This is a genomic window from Rhizobium sp. N621 (assembly GCF_001664325.1).
GTDB lineage: Bacteria > Pseudomonadota > Alphaproteobacteria > Rhizobiales > Rhizobiaceae > Rhizobium > Rhizobium esperanzae.
The window spans coordinates 2273014-2289689 of record NZ_CP013495.1; the positions used below are offsets into that span (position 1 = coordinate 2273014).

A 16676-nucleotide genomic window follows, 5' to 3' on the forward strand; every position below is an offset into this window, starting at 1 on the left:
TCAGTGATCACGTCGGAATCCCTGACGTTGGCTCGATCCGCCTTGCGTCTGTGTCTGCGTTTGCCGATCGGGATCGGCCGATGGCGAGCCAGCGCTGGTGAAGGTATAGGCGCGCACCTTGGCGCTTCCGTGGGTAGTATCGCGGATCGCGACCGGTCGCGTATCGTCGGAAGACGGCGCTTCGAATGCGCTCTCGGACACAGCCAGATCTTCAGCGGCCTTGCCGCCATGCGCCAAGCCGGCAAAACCGGTATTCGACCCGCCTTGACGGCCGCTTTCCGATAACCAGAGATCCGCCCGCTCATCGATGTCGATGCTGCCCTCGTCGTCCAGAATATCGTGAACTGTCTCATAGAGCGCGTCGTCGATATCATTGACCTGAACGAGGAAGCCGCCTCGCCGCAGCCCTTCCGCGTACATCGCGCGGTCTTCGTCCGGGAAGAAGAAGTCGGCCAGCGCGTCGAAGAAGCCGCTGCGGTCGTCGCTGACGACGCCGGCATTCTTCCCATCCGCCTCATATCCCGGCATCAATCTTATTCTCGCGACCGGCACGCCCGCGTCCTCGAGACGGGAGATCGCAGATTCGGCTTCGGACCGGCTGTCGAAGAATGCGGTAAGGCTGCCGCCGCCCACCGGGCCTGAAGAACCCGGGTTGGTATCGTGGTGAATGTTGCTCACGGAACGCTCCTCTCGATGTCTCCTTCCAGCCGTCGACCCGACGCTGGTTTCTGACTTGAAGAACCGGCAGCCGAGATGAATGTTCCACGGCAGTGGGACGGATCGGCCGCATTCCGTGGCAGTTCCATAACGTTGCCGCCTGTCCTTTTTCAGATACACCAGGCAGTGAATCGCACCGTCTGTTGCCGCCTTCGGCGGTTGACGTCAAACCATCGAGACGCTAGCACGGCTTTCGACGCATTGGGGACATTTCATATGGACATCTTCACGGCAGCCGGTCTGACGGCTTTGCTGCAGGTCATTGCTATCGACCTTGTTCTCGCCGGCGACAACGCTGTGGTTATCGGTCTTGCCGCTGCCGGCCTCGAGGCCACGCAACGGCGCAAGGCGATCATCGTCGGCATTCTTGCCGCAACGGTTCTGCGTATTCTGTTCGCCAGTGTCGCCGTCTATCTGTTGGCGATCGTCGGCCTGCTGCTGGCCGGCGGCCTGCTGCTGCTTTGGGTCTGCTGGAAGATGTGGCGCGAGCTTCGCGACGGCCACAACGAGGATCGCGTAGCGGAAAGCGGCGAAGGCGCGCCGAAAAAGACCTTCTTCCAGGCGGCAACCCAGATCGTCATTGCCGACGTTTCGATGTCGCTCGACAACGTGCTCGCCGTTGCCGGTGCTGCGCGCGAACATCCGAGCGTCTTGGTCATCGGCCTCGCGCTGTCAATCGCGCTGATGGGTATTGCCGCGAACCTGATCGCCCGGCTGCTCGGCCGCCATCGCTGGATCGCTTATATCGGTCTGCTGATCATCCTCTACGTCTCGCTCGACATGATCTATCGCGGCGCCGTCGAGGTTCTTCCCTATATGCAGTGACCTGTGCCAGGATCGGGGCTCAGTCCCCGATCCTTCTGCGCCGCGCGTCTTTTTGGATGTAAAAGCACGCTGCAGCGCCGGGCTAGGCGCGAAACTCCGTCTCGAAGCTCATCTGATCAAACGCCGGCACCACGTGGTCCGGCGTCTGCGCCATCACTGCGTCGTAATCCAGCGGCGTATGCATGTGGGTGAGAATCGCCCGTTTCGGCTTCAGCCTGCCGATCCAGTCGAGCGACTGTTCCAGCGACAGATGGCTTGGGTGATAGGTGTACTGCAGGGCGTCGATGATTAGCACGTCGAGATTTTGCAGTTTCTCGACGGTCTGGGGCGGGAAATCGCTGATATCGCTGCAATAGGCTACATCACCGATGCGGAAGCCGAGCGAATTGATATCACCATGCTGCTGGATATGGGGGAAAAAGCCGATCTTGCCGCCGGGGCCGCGGATCTCGACGGGTTCGTCAAGATTTTCAATGACGACAGGCAGCACGATCGGCGGATAATTGCTGCCCGGCGGCGTCTCCAGGCAATAGCCGAAGGCTTCACGCAGTCTGTCCATCGTAAATTGGTCGGCGTAGATCGGCACGCGCCGGCGCGTATTGTGAAAATAGCCGCGCAGATCGTCGATGCCATGAATATGGTCGGCATGCGGATGGCTGTAGAGCACCGCATCGACATGGTCGGCCCCTGCCCTGATCATCTGCTCGCGAAAATCAGGCCCGGTGTCGATGACGACAGTCGTCACACCGCCATCAGGAGCGAATTGCTGCACCATGAACGAGGCGCGCGTGCGCCGGTTCTTTGGGTTGTCGGGATTGCAGGCGCCCCAGTCGCCGGTGATACGCGGCACGCCCGGTGACGACGAACAGCCGAGAATGGTGAAGCGCCGCCGATAGAGCACCTGCTAAATCCTTGGCATTTTCGAGAACAGGCGCAACGCGTTCTCCGTCGTGATCCGTGCGACGTCCGCATAGGAAAGACCGATCGTCTCGGCGAGCACTTCGGCCGTGTTGACGACATAGGACGGCTCATTGCGCTTGCCGCGCCAGCGCTTCGGCGCCAGATAGGGCGCGTCCGTTTCCACCAGCAGCCGTTCATGCGGGATGGTCTTGGCGATCTCACGCAGCTCTTCCGATTTCGGGAAGGTCAGAATGCCCGAGAAAGAGATGTAGCCGCCGAGTTCGACACCGGTCCGCGCCAGATCCGGTCCTGCCGAGAAGCAATGCAGGATGAAAGGGAAGGCCCCCTTCCCCGTTTCCTCGGTCAGGATGTCAGCCATATCGGCATCGGCGCTGCGGCTGTGGATGACGAGCGGAAGCTGCGTTTCTCGAGCCGCGGCAATATGGCGGCGAAAGCCGGTCTGCTGGTCCTCAGGTGTCTGCGTGTCGTAGAAATAATCGAGGCCGGCTTCGCCGATCGCCACCACTTTCTCATGCGCGTTCGCCAGGCGCACCAGCTCTTCGGTCTGAATGTCCAGCTCGTCGCCGGCATTGTTCGGATGAGTGCCGACGGAGCAGAACACCGACGGATATTTCTCCGTGATGGCGAGCAGCCCGTCGAGCTTACGCACGCGCGTCGAGATCGTCACCATCTGTTTGACGCCGGCTTGGTGGGCGCGCGTGACGATCTCGTCGCGCTCCGCCTCGAAGTCGGCAAAATCGAGATGGCAATGGGTATCGATCAGCACGGCCTCAGGCCTCCGGAGCCACATAGCGCGGGAAGACCGGCGCCGGCGCTTCGAGCGCCGTCCCGGTAACAAGACGGCCAGCCTCGCCAAGCGCGGCAAAATCGCGCTTGTCGGCAGGCGCGGCCACGAGATCGAGCAACTTGCCGGATGATTCCGGCATGAAGGGCTGCAACAGGATGGCGATCTGGCGCACCACCTCGGCCGTGACGTACAGCACCGTGCCCATCCGCGCCGGATCCGTCTTCTTCAGCGCCCAGGGCGCCTGGCCGGCGAAATAGCGATCGGCCTCCGAAACGACTGAAATGATCGAGGCGAGAGCGCGATGGATGAGCTGCTTGCCCATGTCCTCGCGCGTCGATGCATGCAGCGCGTCGGCCTGGGCCAGCATCGCCTTGTCCTCGTCGGTCAGCGGCCCGCATTCCGGGATCTTGCCGTCGCAATTCTTGACGATCATCGACAGCGACCTGCTGGCGAGATTGCCGATGCCGTTGGCGAGGTCGGAGTTGATGCGTGTGCCGATCGCCTCTTCGCTATAGCTGCCGTCCTGGCCGAAGGAAACTTCGCGCAGGAAGAAGTAGCGCACCTGATCGAGACCGAAATGATTCACCAGATTGACGGGATCGACGACGTTGCCGAGCGACTTCGACATCTTCTCGCCCTTGTTGAGCAGGAAGCCGTGGGCAAAGACCCGCTTCGGCAGCGGCAGCTTCGCCGACATCAGGAAGGCCGGCCAATAGACCGCGTGGAAGCGGATGATGTCCTTGCCGATGATGTGCACATCCGCCGGCCAGTACTTCGCCCTCGGACCATTCTTGTCCTCGATATAGCCCGTCGCCGTGATGTAGTTGGTCAGCGCGTCCACCCAGACATACATGACATGCGACGGGTCGTTCGGCACCTTGATGCCCCAGTCGAAGGTCGTGCGCGACACCGACAGGTCCTTGAGGCCCGACTTGACGAAGGAGATCACCTCGTTGCGGCGTTCGGCCGGACCGATGAAATCGGGATTGGCCTCGTAATGGGCAAGCAGCCTGTCCTGGTATTCGGAGAGCTTGAAGAAATAGCTTGCCTCTTCCACCCACTCGACGGGCGTGCCCTGCGGGCCGTAACGGACGCCGTCGGCGCGCAGCTCCGTCTCATTTTCCTGATAATAGGCCTCGTCGCGCACCGAATACCAGCCGGCATAGCTGTCCTTGTAGATGTCGCCATTGTCGGCCATCAGTTTCCAGATATTCCGCGACGTCTCGTGATGACGCTCCTGCGTGGTGCGGATGAAGTCATCGTTGGAGGCGTTGAGCAGCTTCGCCATCGCCTGGAATTCGCCGGAGTTGCGGTCGGCAAGCGCCTGCGCGGAGATTCCTTCGGCGCGCGCCGTCTGCTGCATCTTCTGGCCGTGTTCGTCGGTGCCCGTCAGGAAGAAGACATCCCTGCCGTCCAGGCGCTGGTAGCGCGCCATCGCATCCGTCGCGATCAGCTCATAGGCGTGGCCGATATGCGGCTTGCCGTTCGGATAGGAAATCGCGGTGGTGATGTAGAAGGGTGTCTTGTCTGTCATGGCGGCCAATGTCCGGCTTATTCTATCAATGGTCAGCCGCTCTTAGCGCATGTCACCGTCAAGCGAAACATCAAGTTTCGCCGCTGTCCATGATTTCCAGGACATGGGGTCGTGAGCTTGACTCCGTCTCGCACGCAATTTACCGGTCGTCAGAAAGAGAGGCGGGACCGAACGAAGTGCCAGTTTTCACCTACCACAATCCCCGTGGCCGGGCGCCGTTGGAGGCGCTTGCTTGACATTCGAGCCTCTCTATTCAATTTCGGGACTGCTTGTAGGCGCCCTTGTCGGCATTACCGGCGTTGGCGGCGGTTCGCTGATGACACCCCTGCTGGTGCTGCTCTTCGGCGTCCATCCGGCAACTGCCGTCGGCACCGATCTTCTCTATGCGGCGATCACCAAGACGGCGGGCACCGCTGTTCACGGCGTGCATGGGCGCATCAACTGGAAGATCGTCGGCGGTCTCGCCGCAGGCAGCGTCCCGGCCGCCTTGCTGATGCTCTGGCTGTTGGCAGGCGTCGATCGCAAGAGCATCGGCGTGACCAACACCATTACATCAGCCCTCGGTTGGCTTCTCGTCATGACCGCGATCATGCTGATCTTTCGCGGCCCAATCCTTCAATTGGCGCGCCGCGCCATCGGCGAACGCAACCCGCCGCGGCCGACAACCATCCTTGCCCTCACCGTCATTCTCGGATTCTGTCTCGGCGTGCTTGTCACCTTGACCTCTGTTGGCGCCGGTGCGCTGGGGGTGACGATCCTGCTCGTGCTCTATCCGAGGCTCGATGTGCGCGAAATCGTCGGCTCCGACATCGTCCACGCCGTACCCCTGACCCTGATCGGCGGCACCGGCTATTGGCTGATCGGCGAGATCGATTGGGCGATGCTCTTTGCCTTGCTCGTCGGCTCGATTCCCGGCATCATTCTGGGAAGCCTTCTGGCGCCGAAGCTGCATGAACGCATCATTCGCATTGTCCTGGCCATCACCCTTGCGCTCGTCGCATGGAAGCTGCTGGCCGGCTGATCCGCCCAACCTTGGCTGAAACTTTGGCTAGAGTCTGGGCTGCTTGATGTCGGCGAGAATACTGATGATCGTCTGCTTGCGGTCGAGATTATAGGCGTCGGAAACGGTAAGCCGCTCGATAATCTCCGAGTAGAGCCGCGCCAGCCGTTCGGCCGTGGCGATCTGCCCCTCGCCTGCCGCCGCGCGAGCGCGGCTCATGATGTCGTCGCCGACGTGACTGACGAAGAAATCGAAAATCGTATCGCTTTCCTTGCCCGAGAGCGCCTCGGCCAGCCGGTGCATCGCCTTGCGGGCGGTTGGCCCCTCGGCGGAAAGCACCTCGTCATAACCGGCGATGATTTCGCTGCCGCCATAGTTCAAGAGCTTCAAGGCTTCGCCGACGCTGCCCTTGGCCGCCGAAAGCACGCTGCCCTCGCCTGCTATGCCGAGATGGGCAAGGGCCGCAACGAGTGCCTCATCGGCAAGCGGCGCCAGTTTCAGCGGCAGGCAGCGCGAGCGGATCGTCGGCAGCAACCGCCCCGGCGCATGCGACAGCACCAGGAACAGCGCCCGCTTCGGCGGCTCCTCGAGGATCTTCAGAATGGCATTGGCGGCATTGCGGTTCATGTCGTCGGCAGGGTCGATAATGACGATTCGCCAGTTGCCGGTGCCTGAGGTCTGCGAGAAGAACTTGCCGGCACGGCGAACCTCGTCGACGGTGATCGCCGATTTCACCTTGCCCGTCTTTTCGTCCACCGGCCGGGCGAGATGCAGGAGATTGTGCGAGGCGCCGGAGGCGATCTGCCGGCTGACCGCCGAGGCGGGATCCGGATCACCGATCTTCTCTGGCGCCGCGTTGGGATCGGGATGCGAGAGCACGTGGTTGGCGAAGCGGAAGGCGAGCGTCGCCTTGCCGATGCCCTCCGGCCCTTCAATCAGAATGGCGTGATGGCCCTTGCCGGATCGGTAGGACTGGGCAAGGAAGGATTCCGCCTCCTCATGGCCAAACAGCCTGGTATTTTCGGCGGGCCAGATGGCGCCGTCCAGCAGTCCCGGCCGATCTTCACTCATAATGGACTTCACTCATAATGGGCGGCTTCCGGCATCCGAGCCCGGTCTGCGGGCGACATCAGCCGCTTGACGATCGCCAGAATTTCGGCGGCGATCGCCTCTTCCGTCCGCATGGCGTCGACCACGTGGCAGCGCTCCGGCTCGCGGGCGGCGATATCGAGAAAGGCTTCGCGCCGTTTTTCGTGCGTTTCGAGCCGCTCCTTTTCGAAGCGATCGGGACCTTCCGAAGCGCTGCGCTTCTGCGCCCGCTCCAGGCCGACCTTTGCGGGAATATCCAGTATCAAGGTGCAATCCGGCATGACGCCGTTGATGGCGACCCGCTGCAGCATCTCAATGAAATCGGGCTCGAGATTGCCGGTGATGCCCTGGTAGACACGCGAGGAATCCATGAAGCGGTCGCAGAGCACGATCTTGCCTGATGTCAGGGCCGGCCGGATCACCTCTTCGACGTGATCGTTGCGCGCGGCCGCAAAGAGGATCGCCTCCATCCGCGTGCCGAAGGCCTCGGCAGCGCCTGACAGGAGCACATGGCGCACGGCTTCCGCGCCCGGCGACCCGCCCGGTTCCCGCGTCACCAGCACGTCATGCCCTTCGCCTTTCAACGCCTCGGCGAGGCGACGGATCTGCGTGGATTTCCCAGCGCCTTCCCCGCCTTCAAACGTAACGAATAGTCCCGTACCGGATGACAATGACAACTTCCCGCATTCCGGACGCCGCACGCCCGCGCGCCCCGCCTCTTCTATCTATCCGAAGACATCGGGAAGGAAAACCTTTCGCGGCGGCGACATAATCACCTTCCCCGCAAATTGTATCAGAAGGTCAGGCATTCAAGTCTGGAGCATGACTGTGCGGCAACAGCACGCGGGAAAAGAAGCGCTGTGCGCAAGAGCCTCATCCCGGCGTTCAGCCGGGGGCGGACTTGTCCCAGAGCCAGGAGAAGAACAGCGATTCGCCGAGTTCCAGCACTGCGTCGACCGCCCGGCTGCTGAGCGAGCCTTCCCCGACCGCCTGCGCGGTATAGAGCGGCACTTCCCTGAGCAGCCGGCTGCCGGCGAAAATCCTGAGCGTGCCGGCCTGATAATCCGGCTTCACCGGCGCCGTCAGCGGCCAGTGATAGACGATGCGCGCCGAAAGCCGGTCGGGGTTGCTGATCGGAATATAGACACTGACCGGCGCCTTGGCGACCAGATCGACGGTGCGCGCCGAGCCACCATAGACGCTGGCTGCGCCGATCACTTCATGCTCGGTGAAGATCTGACGGCTCTCGAAGGCAGTCAGCCCCCATTCGAGCACGCGCTTGGCCTCCTCCGTCCGCTCCTTGTCTGAAGCGATGCCCGCAAGCGCCAGAAACAGCCGCCGGCCGTCGCGCTGGACCGACGCGACGATCGAATAACCTTCTCCCTCGGCAAAACCGGTCGCAAGCCCGTCGGCGCCGAGATCGAGCCCGAGCAGCGGATTGCGGTTGCGCTGGAAGATCTTGTTCCATTCGAAATCCAGCTGCGCGAAATAGGGATAGAGATTGGGATAGGATTGCTGGAGAGTGGTGGCAAGCGTCACCATCTCGCGTGCCGTCACTTTGCTCTTGCCGTCCGGAAGGCCGGTGGAATTGCCGAACACCGCTTTCTCCATGCCGAGTTCGCGGGCGCGGCGGGTCATCGACTGCGCGAATTGCTGCTCGCTACCGGCCATCCCCTCGGCGAGGATGATGCAGCTGTCATTGGCGCCCTGGATCGCGACGCCCTTGATCAGATCCTCGACGCGCACGCGCGATTTGAGGGCGGCGAACATCGTTGCCGTCCTCGACGGCGCGCCGCCGGTGCGCCAGGCATATTCGGAAACGGGATATTCGGTATCGAGCGTGATCTGGCTCTTGGTCACTGCCTCGAAGACCAGATCCATCGTCATCAGCTTGGCGAGCGAAGCCGGCGAAAAGCTCTGATCCTCATTCTTGGCAAGAAGCACCGTGCCGGTGGAGGCCTCGATCATATAGGCCTGCGCCGCCTTGGTGGCGAAACCGGCTGCCCCCCCGTCGGCGGCGTGTGCGCCGGCGGCGAGCGGCATCAGGCATGCAAGCAGACGAAGCACAGGCCTCAGCATCGCAATTCCCATCGGTCAACGGCGTTTTGAGAAGGTTAGAGCGCGGCGAAATTCGATGCAATCGCCATGCTCAACGCGCTGCCGATTTTGCCTGCTGGCGCTTGGCCGAGGCAAGGATGGAAGCCTGCGTCAGCCCGTCATTGCGCACCATCACCGCGTCGAAAGCGAGATCGACCGTTACCGTCTTCACCGCCTCGTTCTGGTAGCCGAGCGCGAGGGAGCCCTGCGAACCGCCATAGGGCCGCTCATAAGGCATGGGACCGATCTCCGGCAGCACGACCATCTGATCGAAGGCCGGCGCGGCACTGGAGGCAGAAGCCGAGGGAGCCACCAGAACATGGCCGGCCGGCGCAAGGGCGGGCGCCGCGTTGTAGCGTGCGCTCGGCGTCGAACCCGCATAGGAGGTCGCCGACATCGGTACCGGCACATTCGCCGGCTGCGTCTCGTAGTCTTCGGCACTCTGCAGCTGGTCACGGGTGATCTTGCGGCTGTTGGAAGCGACCATCACGCCGGTAGCGATCTGCCCTTCCGGATTGACGCCGGGGATGCGGCTGCCCTTCGGCACGTAAGAGGCCATCAGATAGGGCATGTCATGGCCGTCCATGCGGGCGCGGCCGACATATTGCACACGCACCTTGCCTGTGCCGCTATGCTGCAGATCCAGCATGTCGGCGGTCTTGTTGGAAAGGTCGATGATGCGGCCTTCGTGATAGGGACCGCGATCGTTGACGCGCACAATGATCGACGAGCCGTTCTCGACGTTGGTGACACGCGCATAGCTCGGCAGCGGGAAGGTCGGATGCGCGGCGGAAAGATGCATCTGGTCGTAGACTTCGCCATTGGCCGTCAGCCGCCCGTGAAAGGCCGAACCATACCAGGAAGCGATGCCGACCTTGTTATAGGAGAAGTCTTCCTTCGGATAATACCATTTACCCTTAACCACATAAGGATTGCCGACCATGTAGCGGCCGCCGCCCTTCGGGATGTTGTTGCCGGTGGCGACCCGCGGGCTGGCTTTCACGCCATATTCGGATTCAGAGAAATATTCCTTGCCGTGAGATCTCTTTTTGGGCACGGCCTGTGTGGTGCCGCACGCTGCAACCGTCGCACACATCGCCGATATCGCCAGCCACCGCCCTGCCGTTGCGAAAGACGCCCCGTATTCCAGTTTCATGTGCCCCACGCCGCTTAAAGATCGTTATGGTTAAGGAACCCTGCCCCATCCTGGGTCAACAACGCCTTATCCCCGCCCGCCTAACGAGACTTTAATCTTGCTGAGTTCGTGGCAAATTTACGAACGATTTCGCAGCGATAGCGACAATTCTAATGATTATGGTTTATAAACCGCTAACGCAAGGCCCGTTGCCCTGCCCTCTCGCTGTTGCAATGAGAGCCGAAATCGGCGTGCCGATGCGGGGCACATGGTAAACGTTGGCTGGATTTCTGAGGCCGAGAAGTACCGGATCGAGACACCGACGACAGCAGCAGCTGTTCTCCGGACGCGGGCTGCAACTGGAGCCTTTGTCCCAAGGTAGTAGATCGGCTTTTGCTCTCTTGTTTACGTGTCCTTCACGGCAAATGGCATCGGCCGTCACTCCCCTAGCGCGTGTAGTTTGTTGCTTGACTCAAAGTGGAGTAGAAAGTTTATTTGCAGCGTTCGGGTCGCAGCCCGGCGTCCTTTCCACGCTCATCTTTAGGAGACGAGCCATGGCAAATCACAAACCAATAGTGCCTGACGTGTCGGTCCACGACTACGCACCAGCGGAGGCCATCGAAGGAAACCTTCTCGACAACGCCTCGGATTCCGACGGCGATCTGCTTCAGGTTCAGTTCGTCAACGGGATGAGAATTCCTAATAAGGCGGGCGAGCCGGGATATCTTACCATCGAGGGTGAGCACGGAACGCTGACGATTTGGAGCAACGGCAGCTATAGTTACACGGTCAATGATCCGAGCGCGCTTGAGCCCGGCGGGATCTTCGGCGAGAATTTTTCATTCAAGATCTCGGATGGAAAAGGCGGCACGGATGTCGGCAGTCTCAACATCGGAGTCCACACTCCTCCGCAAGGACAGTATTCCATCGATTTCGAGAATGCTCCCACGGAATATCCCGGGCTGCCTGACATCGCCTCGGGCTATGCAGGATTCAAATTTGGCGACAAACTCGATGGCAACCTTTGGGCGGTCGCCGAATCCGCCGGCAACGAGTACGTCGTCACCAATCCCTACAATCCGTTTTTCGAACGCGTTGACGGCAAGCTCTTCACGATAGAGGGCGTCGATGTCGCAACCAATTTCGACCCCGCCTATGAAGGTGTCGATGCCCTCGTAACCTTCGAGGGTTATATCGGTGGCAACAAGGTGAGTGAGATGTCGCTGACGGTCTATGGTGACACCATTGCCGACGGCCAGCACATTTCGTTGGCAGCCCTGGGAGCGGTCGATTTTGTCCGCTTCGATATTCAGCCCGACGTCGAGCCAACCGGCTTTCCGCAGCTCGCGTTCGACAACTTCACCGTCCTGGTCTGACGGCGGCAGAGAGAAGCGGCTGTCATAGCCGCTCCAGGCTGCCGACAAACCATTGCAAACCCGCGACGTCATCCTCGGCCTCGTGCCGAGGATCTGCGCACATCAACTAAGCATCTGAAGATAAACGTTTTCCTGTCAAGCAATTGCGGTGCTCAGATGCTCGGCACAAGGCCGAGCATGACGGAGGAGACTTTGTCAACAAACTGAAGCGGCTGTCAAAGCCGCTTCTCTGCAGAACAAGTTGACGCTGCCATCAAAGCTGCTAAAAAGCCGGCCTGTGAGTGAATGGGCAGCAAATCGGCAGAAACCACCGATCCACCGGAAAGACCGAAACGGAATTTCTTCAGGCTTCCCAAATACTTGGAAGAGTGTCCGAGTGGTTTAAGGAACCGGTCTTGAAAACCGGCGTGCGGGAAACCGTACCGTGGGTTCGAATCCCACCTCTTCCGCCACTTGCAATTTCTCGCCCAACCAGCCGACAGTTCAGCCGTCGCGATAAGCGGTGTTATGCCGAATGCGGGCGGCGGGTGAAAACGGCGGAGCCGCCGTTTTCTGCGGCCGCGCCATCCCTGGTCGGCATCGCTGCTGCCGCGCCGGGCGCTCGGCCCGAACGTCCTCGGTCGTCTGGAGTTGCTGGGCAGCGTCTTATCCAGAGCCGGTGTCGAGGAGGCGGATTTGAACGGCGCGATATGGTCCCTCTGGAACTATGTGATGGGCGCGACCATCACTCGTGCGAACTTCGACCTTTCGGACGAAGACATGTTCGCCGGGCAGCAGCGCCTTGCTCATCTCAGCGCAGAATACCCGACGATCGAGCGTGCTCGTCTGCTGTTGGACAATGACTGGGACGGCGTTTTCAGGAAAGGTCTGGGCTTGCTGCTTGACGGGCTTGTTCCGAGCCGATGAACAAGGGCTCAGCTCCCGAACAGAAAACTCGGTCAGGGTACTGACCAGCTGGTCTTTCACGATCTGTACCCGGGGCGTCCGAGCCGCCTGATTCTGCACAAGAAGCCACAGATCTACCAGCGTATGCCTGGGAATGTCTTTGAGGATGGGCACCAGCCAGGTTCAACGCGCTCCTCAAGTCCGCTTCTGGGCCGCGAACGAAAGTGCAACATCCGTTCACGACAACATCGAGTATATCAGCGCACCGATGGAACCCCAGAAAATAACCGGCGTCAGGATCATCCCCACAACGAAGATTTTGGTCACCGCTAAACTCCGCAAGTTCGTTCCACCGCGAAAACCTATTGCAGCGACCGAGGGTTTGGTATCGGCATGAAGTCCGGGGCGGATCGGACCTTGGTCTCAGTCTCGACGGCGCTCTGCTTCAGCGGCCGCGGCGGCAAGTCACGGCCGCAATGGCGAGTGCCGCGGCGATCGCCATGGCGGCGACGGCAAAGGTGATCTGCATCCCTGAGTGAATGGCCTCGGGGGCCTGCCACGGCGACATCCGACTTCCCGATCCCGCGCATCGCTAGCTGCGCAGCTGTGTTCGTGAGGTCTGTTCAGCCGCGGATCGGGGGCAGGAGAACGAGAATCGGACGGGACGGGCTGGTGATTGACTCTCCCCTGTTGTCGTGATTTCCCCTCTCGGATCATCAAGCGAGGACATCATGGCCGAAGACATTATTGTAAAGGACAGGAGCTCAGCTTCACGACGGCGATTCCGTGACGTTGATCAAAGACCTCAAGGTCAAGGGCACCTCGGAGACGCTGAAGCGTGGGACCTTGGTCAAAGGCATTCGTCTGACCGACAATCCCGGCGAAATCGAGTGCAGCACCAAGCAGGTCAAAGGCCTCGTGCTGAAAACGGAGTTCCTGAAGAAGGCGTAGGATCTACCTGCTGCGGCCCGTGGGCCCCTGGCTGCAACTTACGGCACTTCCTCGGTGATCACTTCGAAGCGGGAAAGCTTCGCCGGGCCGAAAGCCGTCGACATCGCGACGTCTGTGGCATCTCGGCCTGTCGCCATCAGAATTCTGCCGATACGCGGGGTGTTGTGGCGGGCATCGACCGTGTGCCAGTGGCCGCCGAGAAAGACCTCGAACCAGGCGCTGAAATCCATCGGATTGGGATCGGCTGGGACGCCGATGTCGCCAAGGTAGCCGGTACAATATCTGGCGGGAATATTCATGCATCGGCAAAGCGCCATAGCGAGATGAGCGAAATCGCGGCAGACGCCGCTCTTGTCGGTAAATCCGCCATGAGCGGTCCGGAGAACGTCGGCCTTCTGATAGTCGAAGGTGATGTGGTTATGCACAAAATCGCAGATCGCCTGCACACGCGCCCAGCCGAGCGGCGTCGATGAAAAGGTTTCCCAGGCAAAATCCGAGAGCCTGTCGGTGTCGCAGTAACGGCTGCCGAGCAGGAAGACGAGCACCTCGTCAGGCAAGTCCTTGATCGCGTGCTGCACGGCCTCGGTGGGCACGACGTCGGCTTGTCCCGTATCGTAGATCTCGAAGCTGGTTGAAATCGTCGTCAGCCCCGGCGGAGCGACGATCCGGCTGCAGGCGTTGTTGAAACTGTCGGTATATTCCCAGGCTTCGATCGGCCGATCGAATGTCAGGACCTGCTCGCTTAGAAGATCGGCGCGACGCGAGGGGTGAATGTTGAGGACCAGCAGCATCGGCGTCGGCTGGATGCATTCATAGCCAAGATGAAATCCGGCGCGTATCTTCATTGCGGTTTCCTCGCCCTCTCCCAGCATGGGTGGAGGTGAGTATGGAACGTCGGTCGGGCTGCCCGGTTCCGCCGACCGTGGCTGTCGTTCGGCGCCGATCCGGCATCCCCGGCTGGCAATCGACCGCTACCCCTCTTTGATCCATGGCTGCCGCGTGGTCACGTTGACCTGCACCGTCATGCTGTCGAAATCCGAGCCATCGCCGTCATAGCTGCCGCTCAGGGGAATTGCCTGGCGCGGGTCGCGGGCAACGGCCACGCGGATGAGATCGCGATTGCCGACGATGCCGTTGGTCGGATCGAACTCAGCCCAGCCCGCACCGGGAAGATAGACCTGGCACCAGGCATGTGTTGAGCCGCCGCCGAGCACGGTGGAGCCGTCCCGGTCGGGGACATAGACATAACCGCTGACGAACCGGGCGGCCAGACCGAGCGTGCGGGCCGCCTCCATCATCAGAAGTGCGAAATCCCGGCAGGTGCCGGAGCGAAGCTGCAAGGTTTCGATCGGCAACTGCGTCCCGTGTTCCTGGCGCCGCGCATAAACGAAGCTTTCGCGAATGGCATAACACATCGTCATCAGCAGGTGCCCGGTCTCAGTCGGGTGGCCCACACGCACGAACCGCCGCGCCCAGCGGCCGACCTCATCGCCTGGATCGGGATAGTGGCGCTGCATCGCCGGCGCGAGATCGGCGACTTCGTCCTTGTCGTAAGAGAAGGGATAGGACAGCGCCGCCTCGTCGATGCGGATATCGGGAGCGAGTTGAGGTGTGTGATCGAGCGTGATCCAGGTTTCGAAACGAAGCTCCGCCGACGGCCGGGAAAAATCGACCAGCGCCACGCAATTGCCGAAAACATCGTGAATCCAGCGCACATGGCTTTGCTCCGGATAGGTCGTCAGCGACGCCTCGATCAGCCGCTGGTCGAAACTGTCGCGCGGTCGGAACATCAGGCGATGCTCGCCGAAATCGACATCTCGGCGGTAACGATAGGAGGTAATGTGTCGGACGGAGAAAATCGTCATGGGTTGGCGCCGGCTGATTTGTTCACGTTGCTGCTCCTACAGCGCCGCGCGTCTTATCAGACGCCGCAAGCGCCCTGCCCCTTTCCCGGCTCATCCCGATTTCTTGTCATATAAGCAGGTTCGAAAGATTGCTATTGTACCTTCACCGATCGACGGCAGAGCCGTCCAACCTAAGAGGATAACATGCATATCATCTGGGACGTACTGACGCTTCTGCTGACCATCGGTTCGCTCTATGGCGGTCGCGAATACCGGATTATTCGCGCCCGTGCCCGCGCTCAGAATTGGGGCAACTTCTGACCCGATTCTGACGCCGCTGCCGGAACCTTTCGGTCGCGGTTACGTCGAATGACGTACGGCGGCGCCTTTAAGGAAATGCTGTATCAGTCGGGACGGTTTTCGTCCGTCCATTCTCTCTGTTGTGCTAAGCCCGCCTCACCCCAGGCGGGCTTTTTTTCATGCAGGATTTGCCGCGTGTCGCCGGCAGTCGCCATTACTTCTTGGCGCCGGCCGAAAGCACCCGATGGGTCGCATTATCCATTGCGTGGCTCGCCTCCTGTCCATCCTTCTTCAGCCCGTATGCGGTATTGCCGCAGCCGGAGAGCGTAAGCAGGCAGAGGCAGCAGGCGATGGCGATTGCAGCTTTTGGCATCGAGGTTTTCCCTGATTGAACGAACCCGCGGAAAAATGATGCAGTCCGAGCCAAAATCAATCCGCCGGCGGCCGAACATAATTCAGCACCTGCGCCGAATTGGTGCATCCGGCCGCTCCCTGTTCGTCAAGAAACGAATTACTCCAATTAAAACGCTCCGAATTGTAGAATTGTTGGCGGGTAGTGAGGTGGATGCCAGTCATGCGTGTATTTAATCCTCATATCTCCGGGATTTTCGCGACTGCACCTCTGAAATTTATCATTTTACTTAAATATCGCGCTTAACCAATTATTAGTAATAACCTTGCGTAACACGCGCTTCGGCTTATGCTTTACTTCAAATGGGAGAGGAGAGAATGTTTAGCAAAAGCCTAATCATGCCTTTCGGCTTCGCAATTCTTGCCATTGCCGGCCTGCTGTTCCAGCTCATCGCTTACTTGCTCGAGACGCCGGTCACCCTGCTGCATCCGTGAGGGCTTAAGTTCCTCCAGGAGTGGAACTTTCTTTGGTTTCGTGCATTCTTGCGAGTCGTTTCACCAGGAGGGATCACCATGGAAAACGCAGGCGTGGGTTGGATTGCGGCCATCATCATCGGCGGCATCGCCGGATGGCTGGCAGAAAAGGTCATGAGCAGCAATATGGGCGTGCTCATGAACATATTGCTCGGCATCGTCGGCGCTATCGTCGCCAACTGGATTTTGGGTCTGTTGCACATCCAGCCGTTGGCGGGGTGGCTTGGTTACCTGATCACAGGCTTCATCGGTGCCTGCATTCTGATCTTCATCGGCCGCGCCATCCGCCGCTGATTGTCCAGGCATAACTGGCTGACATGACTAGAAGCC

16 protein-coding genes, 1 tRNA gene and 2 pseudogenes are annotated in these 16676 nt (G+C 60.4%); 7 read left to right on the top strand and 12 right to left on the bottom strand.

Going from position 1 to position 16676, the window contains the following annotated elements:
• Positions 1 to 678, bottom strand: coding sequence for a hypothetical protein (locus tag AMK00_RS11030; protein ID WP_064810418.1), 678 nt, complete (start codon positions 676 to 678; stop codon positions 1 to 3).
• A 255-nt stretch (positions 679 to 933) separates the two neighbouring features.
• Here AMK00_RS11030 and AMK00_RS11035 point away from each other — a divergent pair, with 255 nt between their 5' ends.
• Positions 934 to 1542, top strand: a complete 609-nt coding sequence (locus AMK00_RS11035) for a TerC family protein (protein ID WP_064802665.1) — start codon at positions 934 to 936, stop codon at positions 1540 to 1542.
• A gap of 82 nt (positions 1543 to 1624) precedes the next feature.
• Here AMK00_RS11035 and AMK00_RS11040 read toward each other — a convergent pair whose 3' ends face one another.
• From AMK00_RS11040 to metG, 3 genes are read right to left on the bottom strand one after another with little or no spacing between them, the layout of a single operon-like run.
• Positions 1625 to 2443, bottom strand: a complete 819-nt coding sequence (locus tag AMK00_RS11040) for an MBL fold metallo-hydrolase (protein WP_064802667.1) — start codon at positions 2441 to 2443, stop codon at positions 1625 to 1627.
• Positions 2444 to 2446: 3 nt separating this feature from the next.
• On the bottom strand, positions 2447 to 3229 hold the full coding sequence (locus AMK00_RS11045; protein WP_064806140.1) for a TatD family hydrolase: 783 nt from the start codon (positions 3227 to 3229) through the stop codon (positions 2447 to 2449).
• A gap of 4 nt (positions 3230 to 3233) precedes the next feature.
• On the bottom strand, positions 3234 to 4784 hold the full coding sequence (gene metG / locus AMK00_RS11050) for a methionine--tRNA ligase (protein ID WP_064802669.1): 1551 nt from the start codon (positions 4782 to 4784) through the stop codon (positions 3234 to 3236).
• Between the two features lie 232 nt (positions 4785 to 5016).
• Between metG and AMK00_RS11055 the strand changes: the two genes are divergently transcribed.
• Positions 5017 to 5805 (top strand): sulfite exporter TauE/SafE family protein, encoded by a 789-nt coding sequence (locus AMK00_RS11055; RefSeq protein WP_064810419.1) that lies wholly within the window; start codon positions 5017 to 5019, stop codon positions 5803 to 5805.
• A 27-nt stretch (positions 5806 to 5832) separates the two neighbouring features.
• Here the strand turns inward: AMK00_RS11055 and AMK00_RS11060 are convergent, their stop codons facing one another.
• From AMK00_RS11060 to AMK00_RS11075, 4 genes are all read right to left on the bottom strand, one after another.
• Positions 5833 to 6855, bottom strand: coding sequence for a DNA polymerase III subunit delta' (locus AMK00_RS11060; protein WP_064810420.1), 1023 nt, complete (start codon positions 6853 to 6855; stop codon positions 5833 to 5835).
• Positions 6856 to 6863: 8 nt separating this feature from the next.
• Entirely contained in the window at positions 6864 to 7544 is a 681-nt protein-coding gene (tmk, locus tag AMK00_RS11065; RefSeq protein ID WP_064802675.1) for a dTMP kinase, read from the bottom strand.
• A 214-nt stretch (positions 7545 to 7758) separates the two neighbouring features.
• Positions 7759 to 8952 (bottom strand): D-alanyl-D-alanine carboxypeptidase family protein, encoded by a 1194-nt coding sequence (locus tag AMK00_RS11070; RefSeq protein ID WP_064811697.1) that lies wholly within the window; start codon positions 8950 to 8952, stop codon positions 7759 to 7761.
• Between the two features lie 70 nt (positions 8953 to 9022).
• The gene (locus AMK00_RS11075; RefSeq protein WP_064810421.1) at positions 9023 to 10126 is read right to left on the bottom strand and encodes a septal ring lytic transglycosylase RlpA family protein; all 1104 of its coding nucleotides are present in this window, start codon (positions 10124 to 10126) and stop codon (positions 9023 to 9025) included.
• A 446-nt stretch (positions 10127 to 10572) separates the two neighbouring features.
• Between AMK00_RS11075 and AMK00_RS11080 the strand changes: the two genes are divergently transcribed.
• The 3 genes and pseudogenes from AMK00_RS11080 to AMK00_RS11090 form a co-directional block, all read left to right on the top strand.
• A complete protein-coding gene (locus AMK00_RS11080) occupies positions 10573 to 11481 on the top strand; it encodes an Ig-like domain-containing protein (RefSeq protein ID WP_237350391.1) in 909 nt (302 codons plus the stop codon).
• Positions 11482 to 11843: 362 nt separating this feature from the next.
• Positions 11844 to 11933: transfer RNA gene (locus AMK00_RS11085), tRNA-Ser, on the top strand.
• Positions 11934 to 12042: 109 nt separating this feature from the next.
• Positions 12043 to 12387 (top strand): annotated as a pseudogene (locus AMK00_RS11090) (TetR/AcrR family transcriptional regulator C-terminal domain-containing protein); the annotation flags it as partial.
• Positions 12388 to 12811: 424 nt separating this feature from the next.
• On the opposite strand, the gene AMK00_RS33505 reads toward AMK00_RS11090, so the two are convergent.
• On the bottom strand, positions 12812 to 12934 hold the full coding sequence (locus AMK00_RS33505; RefSeq protein WP_261340622.1) for a hypothetical protein: 123 nt from the start codon (positions 12932 to 12934) through the stop codon (positions 12812 to 12814).
• A 163-nt stretch (positions 12935 to 13097) separates the two neighbouring features.
• On the opposite strand from AMK00_RS33505, the pseudogene AMK00_RS11100 reads away from it, so the two are divergent.
• Positions 13098 to 13317, top strand: a pseudogene (locus AMK00_RS11100) (alkylphosphonate utilization protein).
• A 38-nt stretch (positions 13318 to 13355) separates the two neighbouring features.
• Here the strand turns inward: AMK00_RS11100 and AMK00_RS11105 are convergent.
• The 3 genes from AMK00_RS11105 to AMK00_RS11115 form a co-directional block, all read right to left on the bottom strand.
• On the bottom strand, positions 13356 to 14162 hold the full coding sequence (locus AMK00_RS11105; RefSeq protein ID WP_064810422.1) for a transglutaminase-like domain-containing protein: 807 nt from the start codon (positions 14160 to 14162) through the stop codon (positions 13356 to 13358).
• Positions 14163 to 14288: 126 nt separating this feature from the next.
• The gene (locus AMK00_RS11110; protein ID WP_064802687.1) at positions 14289 to 15182 is read right to left on the bottom strand and encodes a transglutaminase family protein; all 894 of its coding nucleotides are present in this window, start codon (positions 15180 to 15182) and stop codon (positions 14289 to 14291) included.
• 493 nt (positions 15183 to 15675) lie between these two features.
• A complete protein-coding gene (locus tag AMK00_RS11115; protein ID WP_064802689.1) occupies positions 15676 to 15834 on the bottom strand; it encodes a hypothetical protein in 159 nt (52 codons plus the stop codon).
• 551 nt (positions 15835 to 16385) lie between these two features.
• On the opposite strand from AMK00_RS11115, the gene AMK00_RS11120 reads away from it, so the two are divergent.
• Positions 16386 to 16640 (top strand): GlsB/YeaQ/YmgE family stress response membrane protein, encoded by a 255-nt coding sequence (locus AMK00_RS11120; RefSeq protein ID WP_064802691.1) that lies wholly within the window; start codon positions 16386 to 16388, stop codon positions 16638 to 16640.
• The last annotated feature ends 36 nt before the right edge of the window (positions 16641 to 16676 follow it).

Excerpts from the sequence above, each read along its gene's own strand:
- AMK00_RS11035 (WP_064802665.1), top strand. The coding sequence starts at position 934 with ATGGACATCTTCACGGCAGCCGGTCTGACGGCTTTGCTGCAGGTCATT.
- metG (WP_064802669.1), bottom strand. The coding sequence starts at position 4,784 with ATGACAGACAAGACACCCTTCTACATCACCACCGCGATTTCCTATCCG.
- AMK00_RS11060 (WP_064810420.1), bottom strand. The coding sequence starts at position 6,855 with ATGAGTGAAGATCGGCCGGGACTGCTGGACGGCGCCATCTGGCCCGCC.
- AMK00_RS11070 (WP_064811697.1), bottom strand. The coding sequence starts at position 8,952 with ATGCTGAGGCCTGTGCTTCGTCTGCTTGCATGCCTGATGCCGCTCGCC.
- AMK00_RS11075 (WP_064810421.1), bottom strand. The coding sequence starts at position 10,126 with ATGAAACTGGAATACGGGGCGTCTTTCGCAACGGCAGGGCGGTGGCTG.
- AMK00_RS33505 (WP_261340622.1), bottom strand. The coding sequence starts at position 12,934 with ATGTCGCCGTGGCAGGCCCCCGAGGCCATTCACTCAGGGATGCAGATC.
- AMK00_RS11105 (WP_064810422.1), bottom strand. The coding sequence starts at position 14,162 with ATGAAGATACGCGCCGGATTTCATCTTGGCTATGAATGCATCCAGCCG.
- AMK00_RS11110 (WP_064802687.1), bottom strand. The coding sequence starts at position 15,182 with ATGACGATTTTCTCCGTCCGACACATTACCTCCTATCGTTACCGCCGA.
- AMK00_RS11115 (WP_064802689.1), bottom strand. The coding sequence starts at position 15,834 with ATGCCAAAAGCTGCAATCGCCATCGCCTGCTGCCTCTGCCTGCTTACG.
- AMK00_RS11120 (WP_064802691.1), top strand. The coding sequence starts at position 16,386 with ATGGAAAACGCAGGCGTGGGTTGGATTGCGGCCATCATCATCGGCGGC.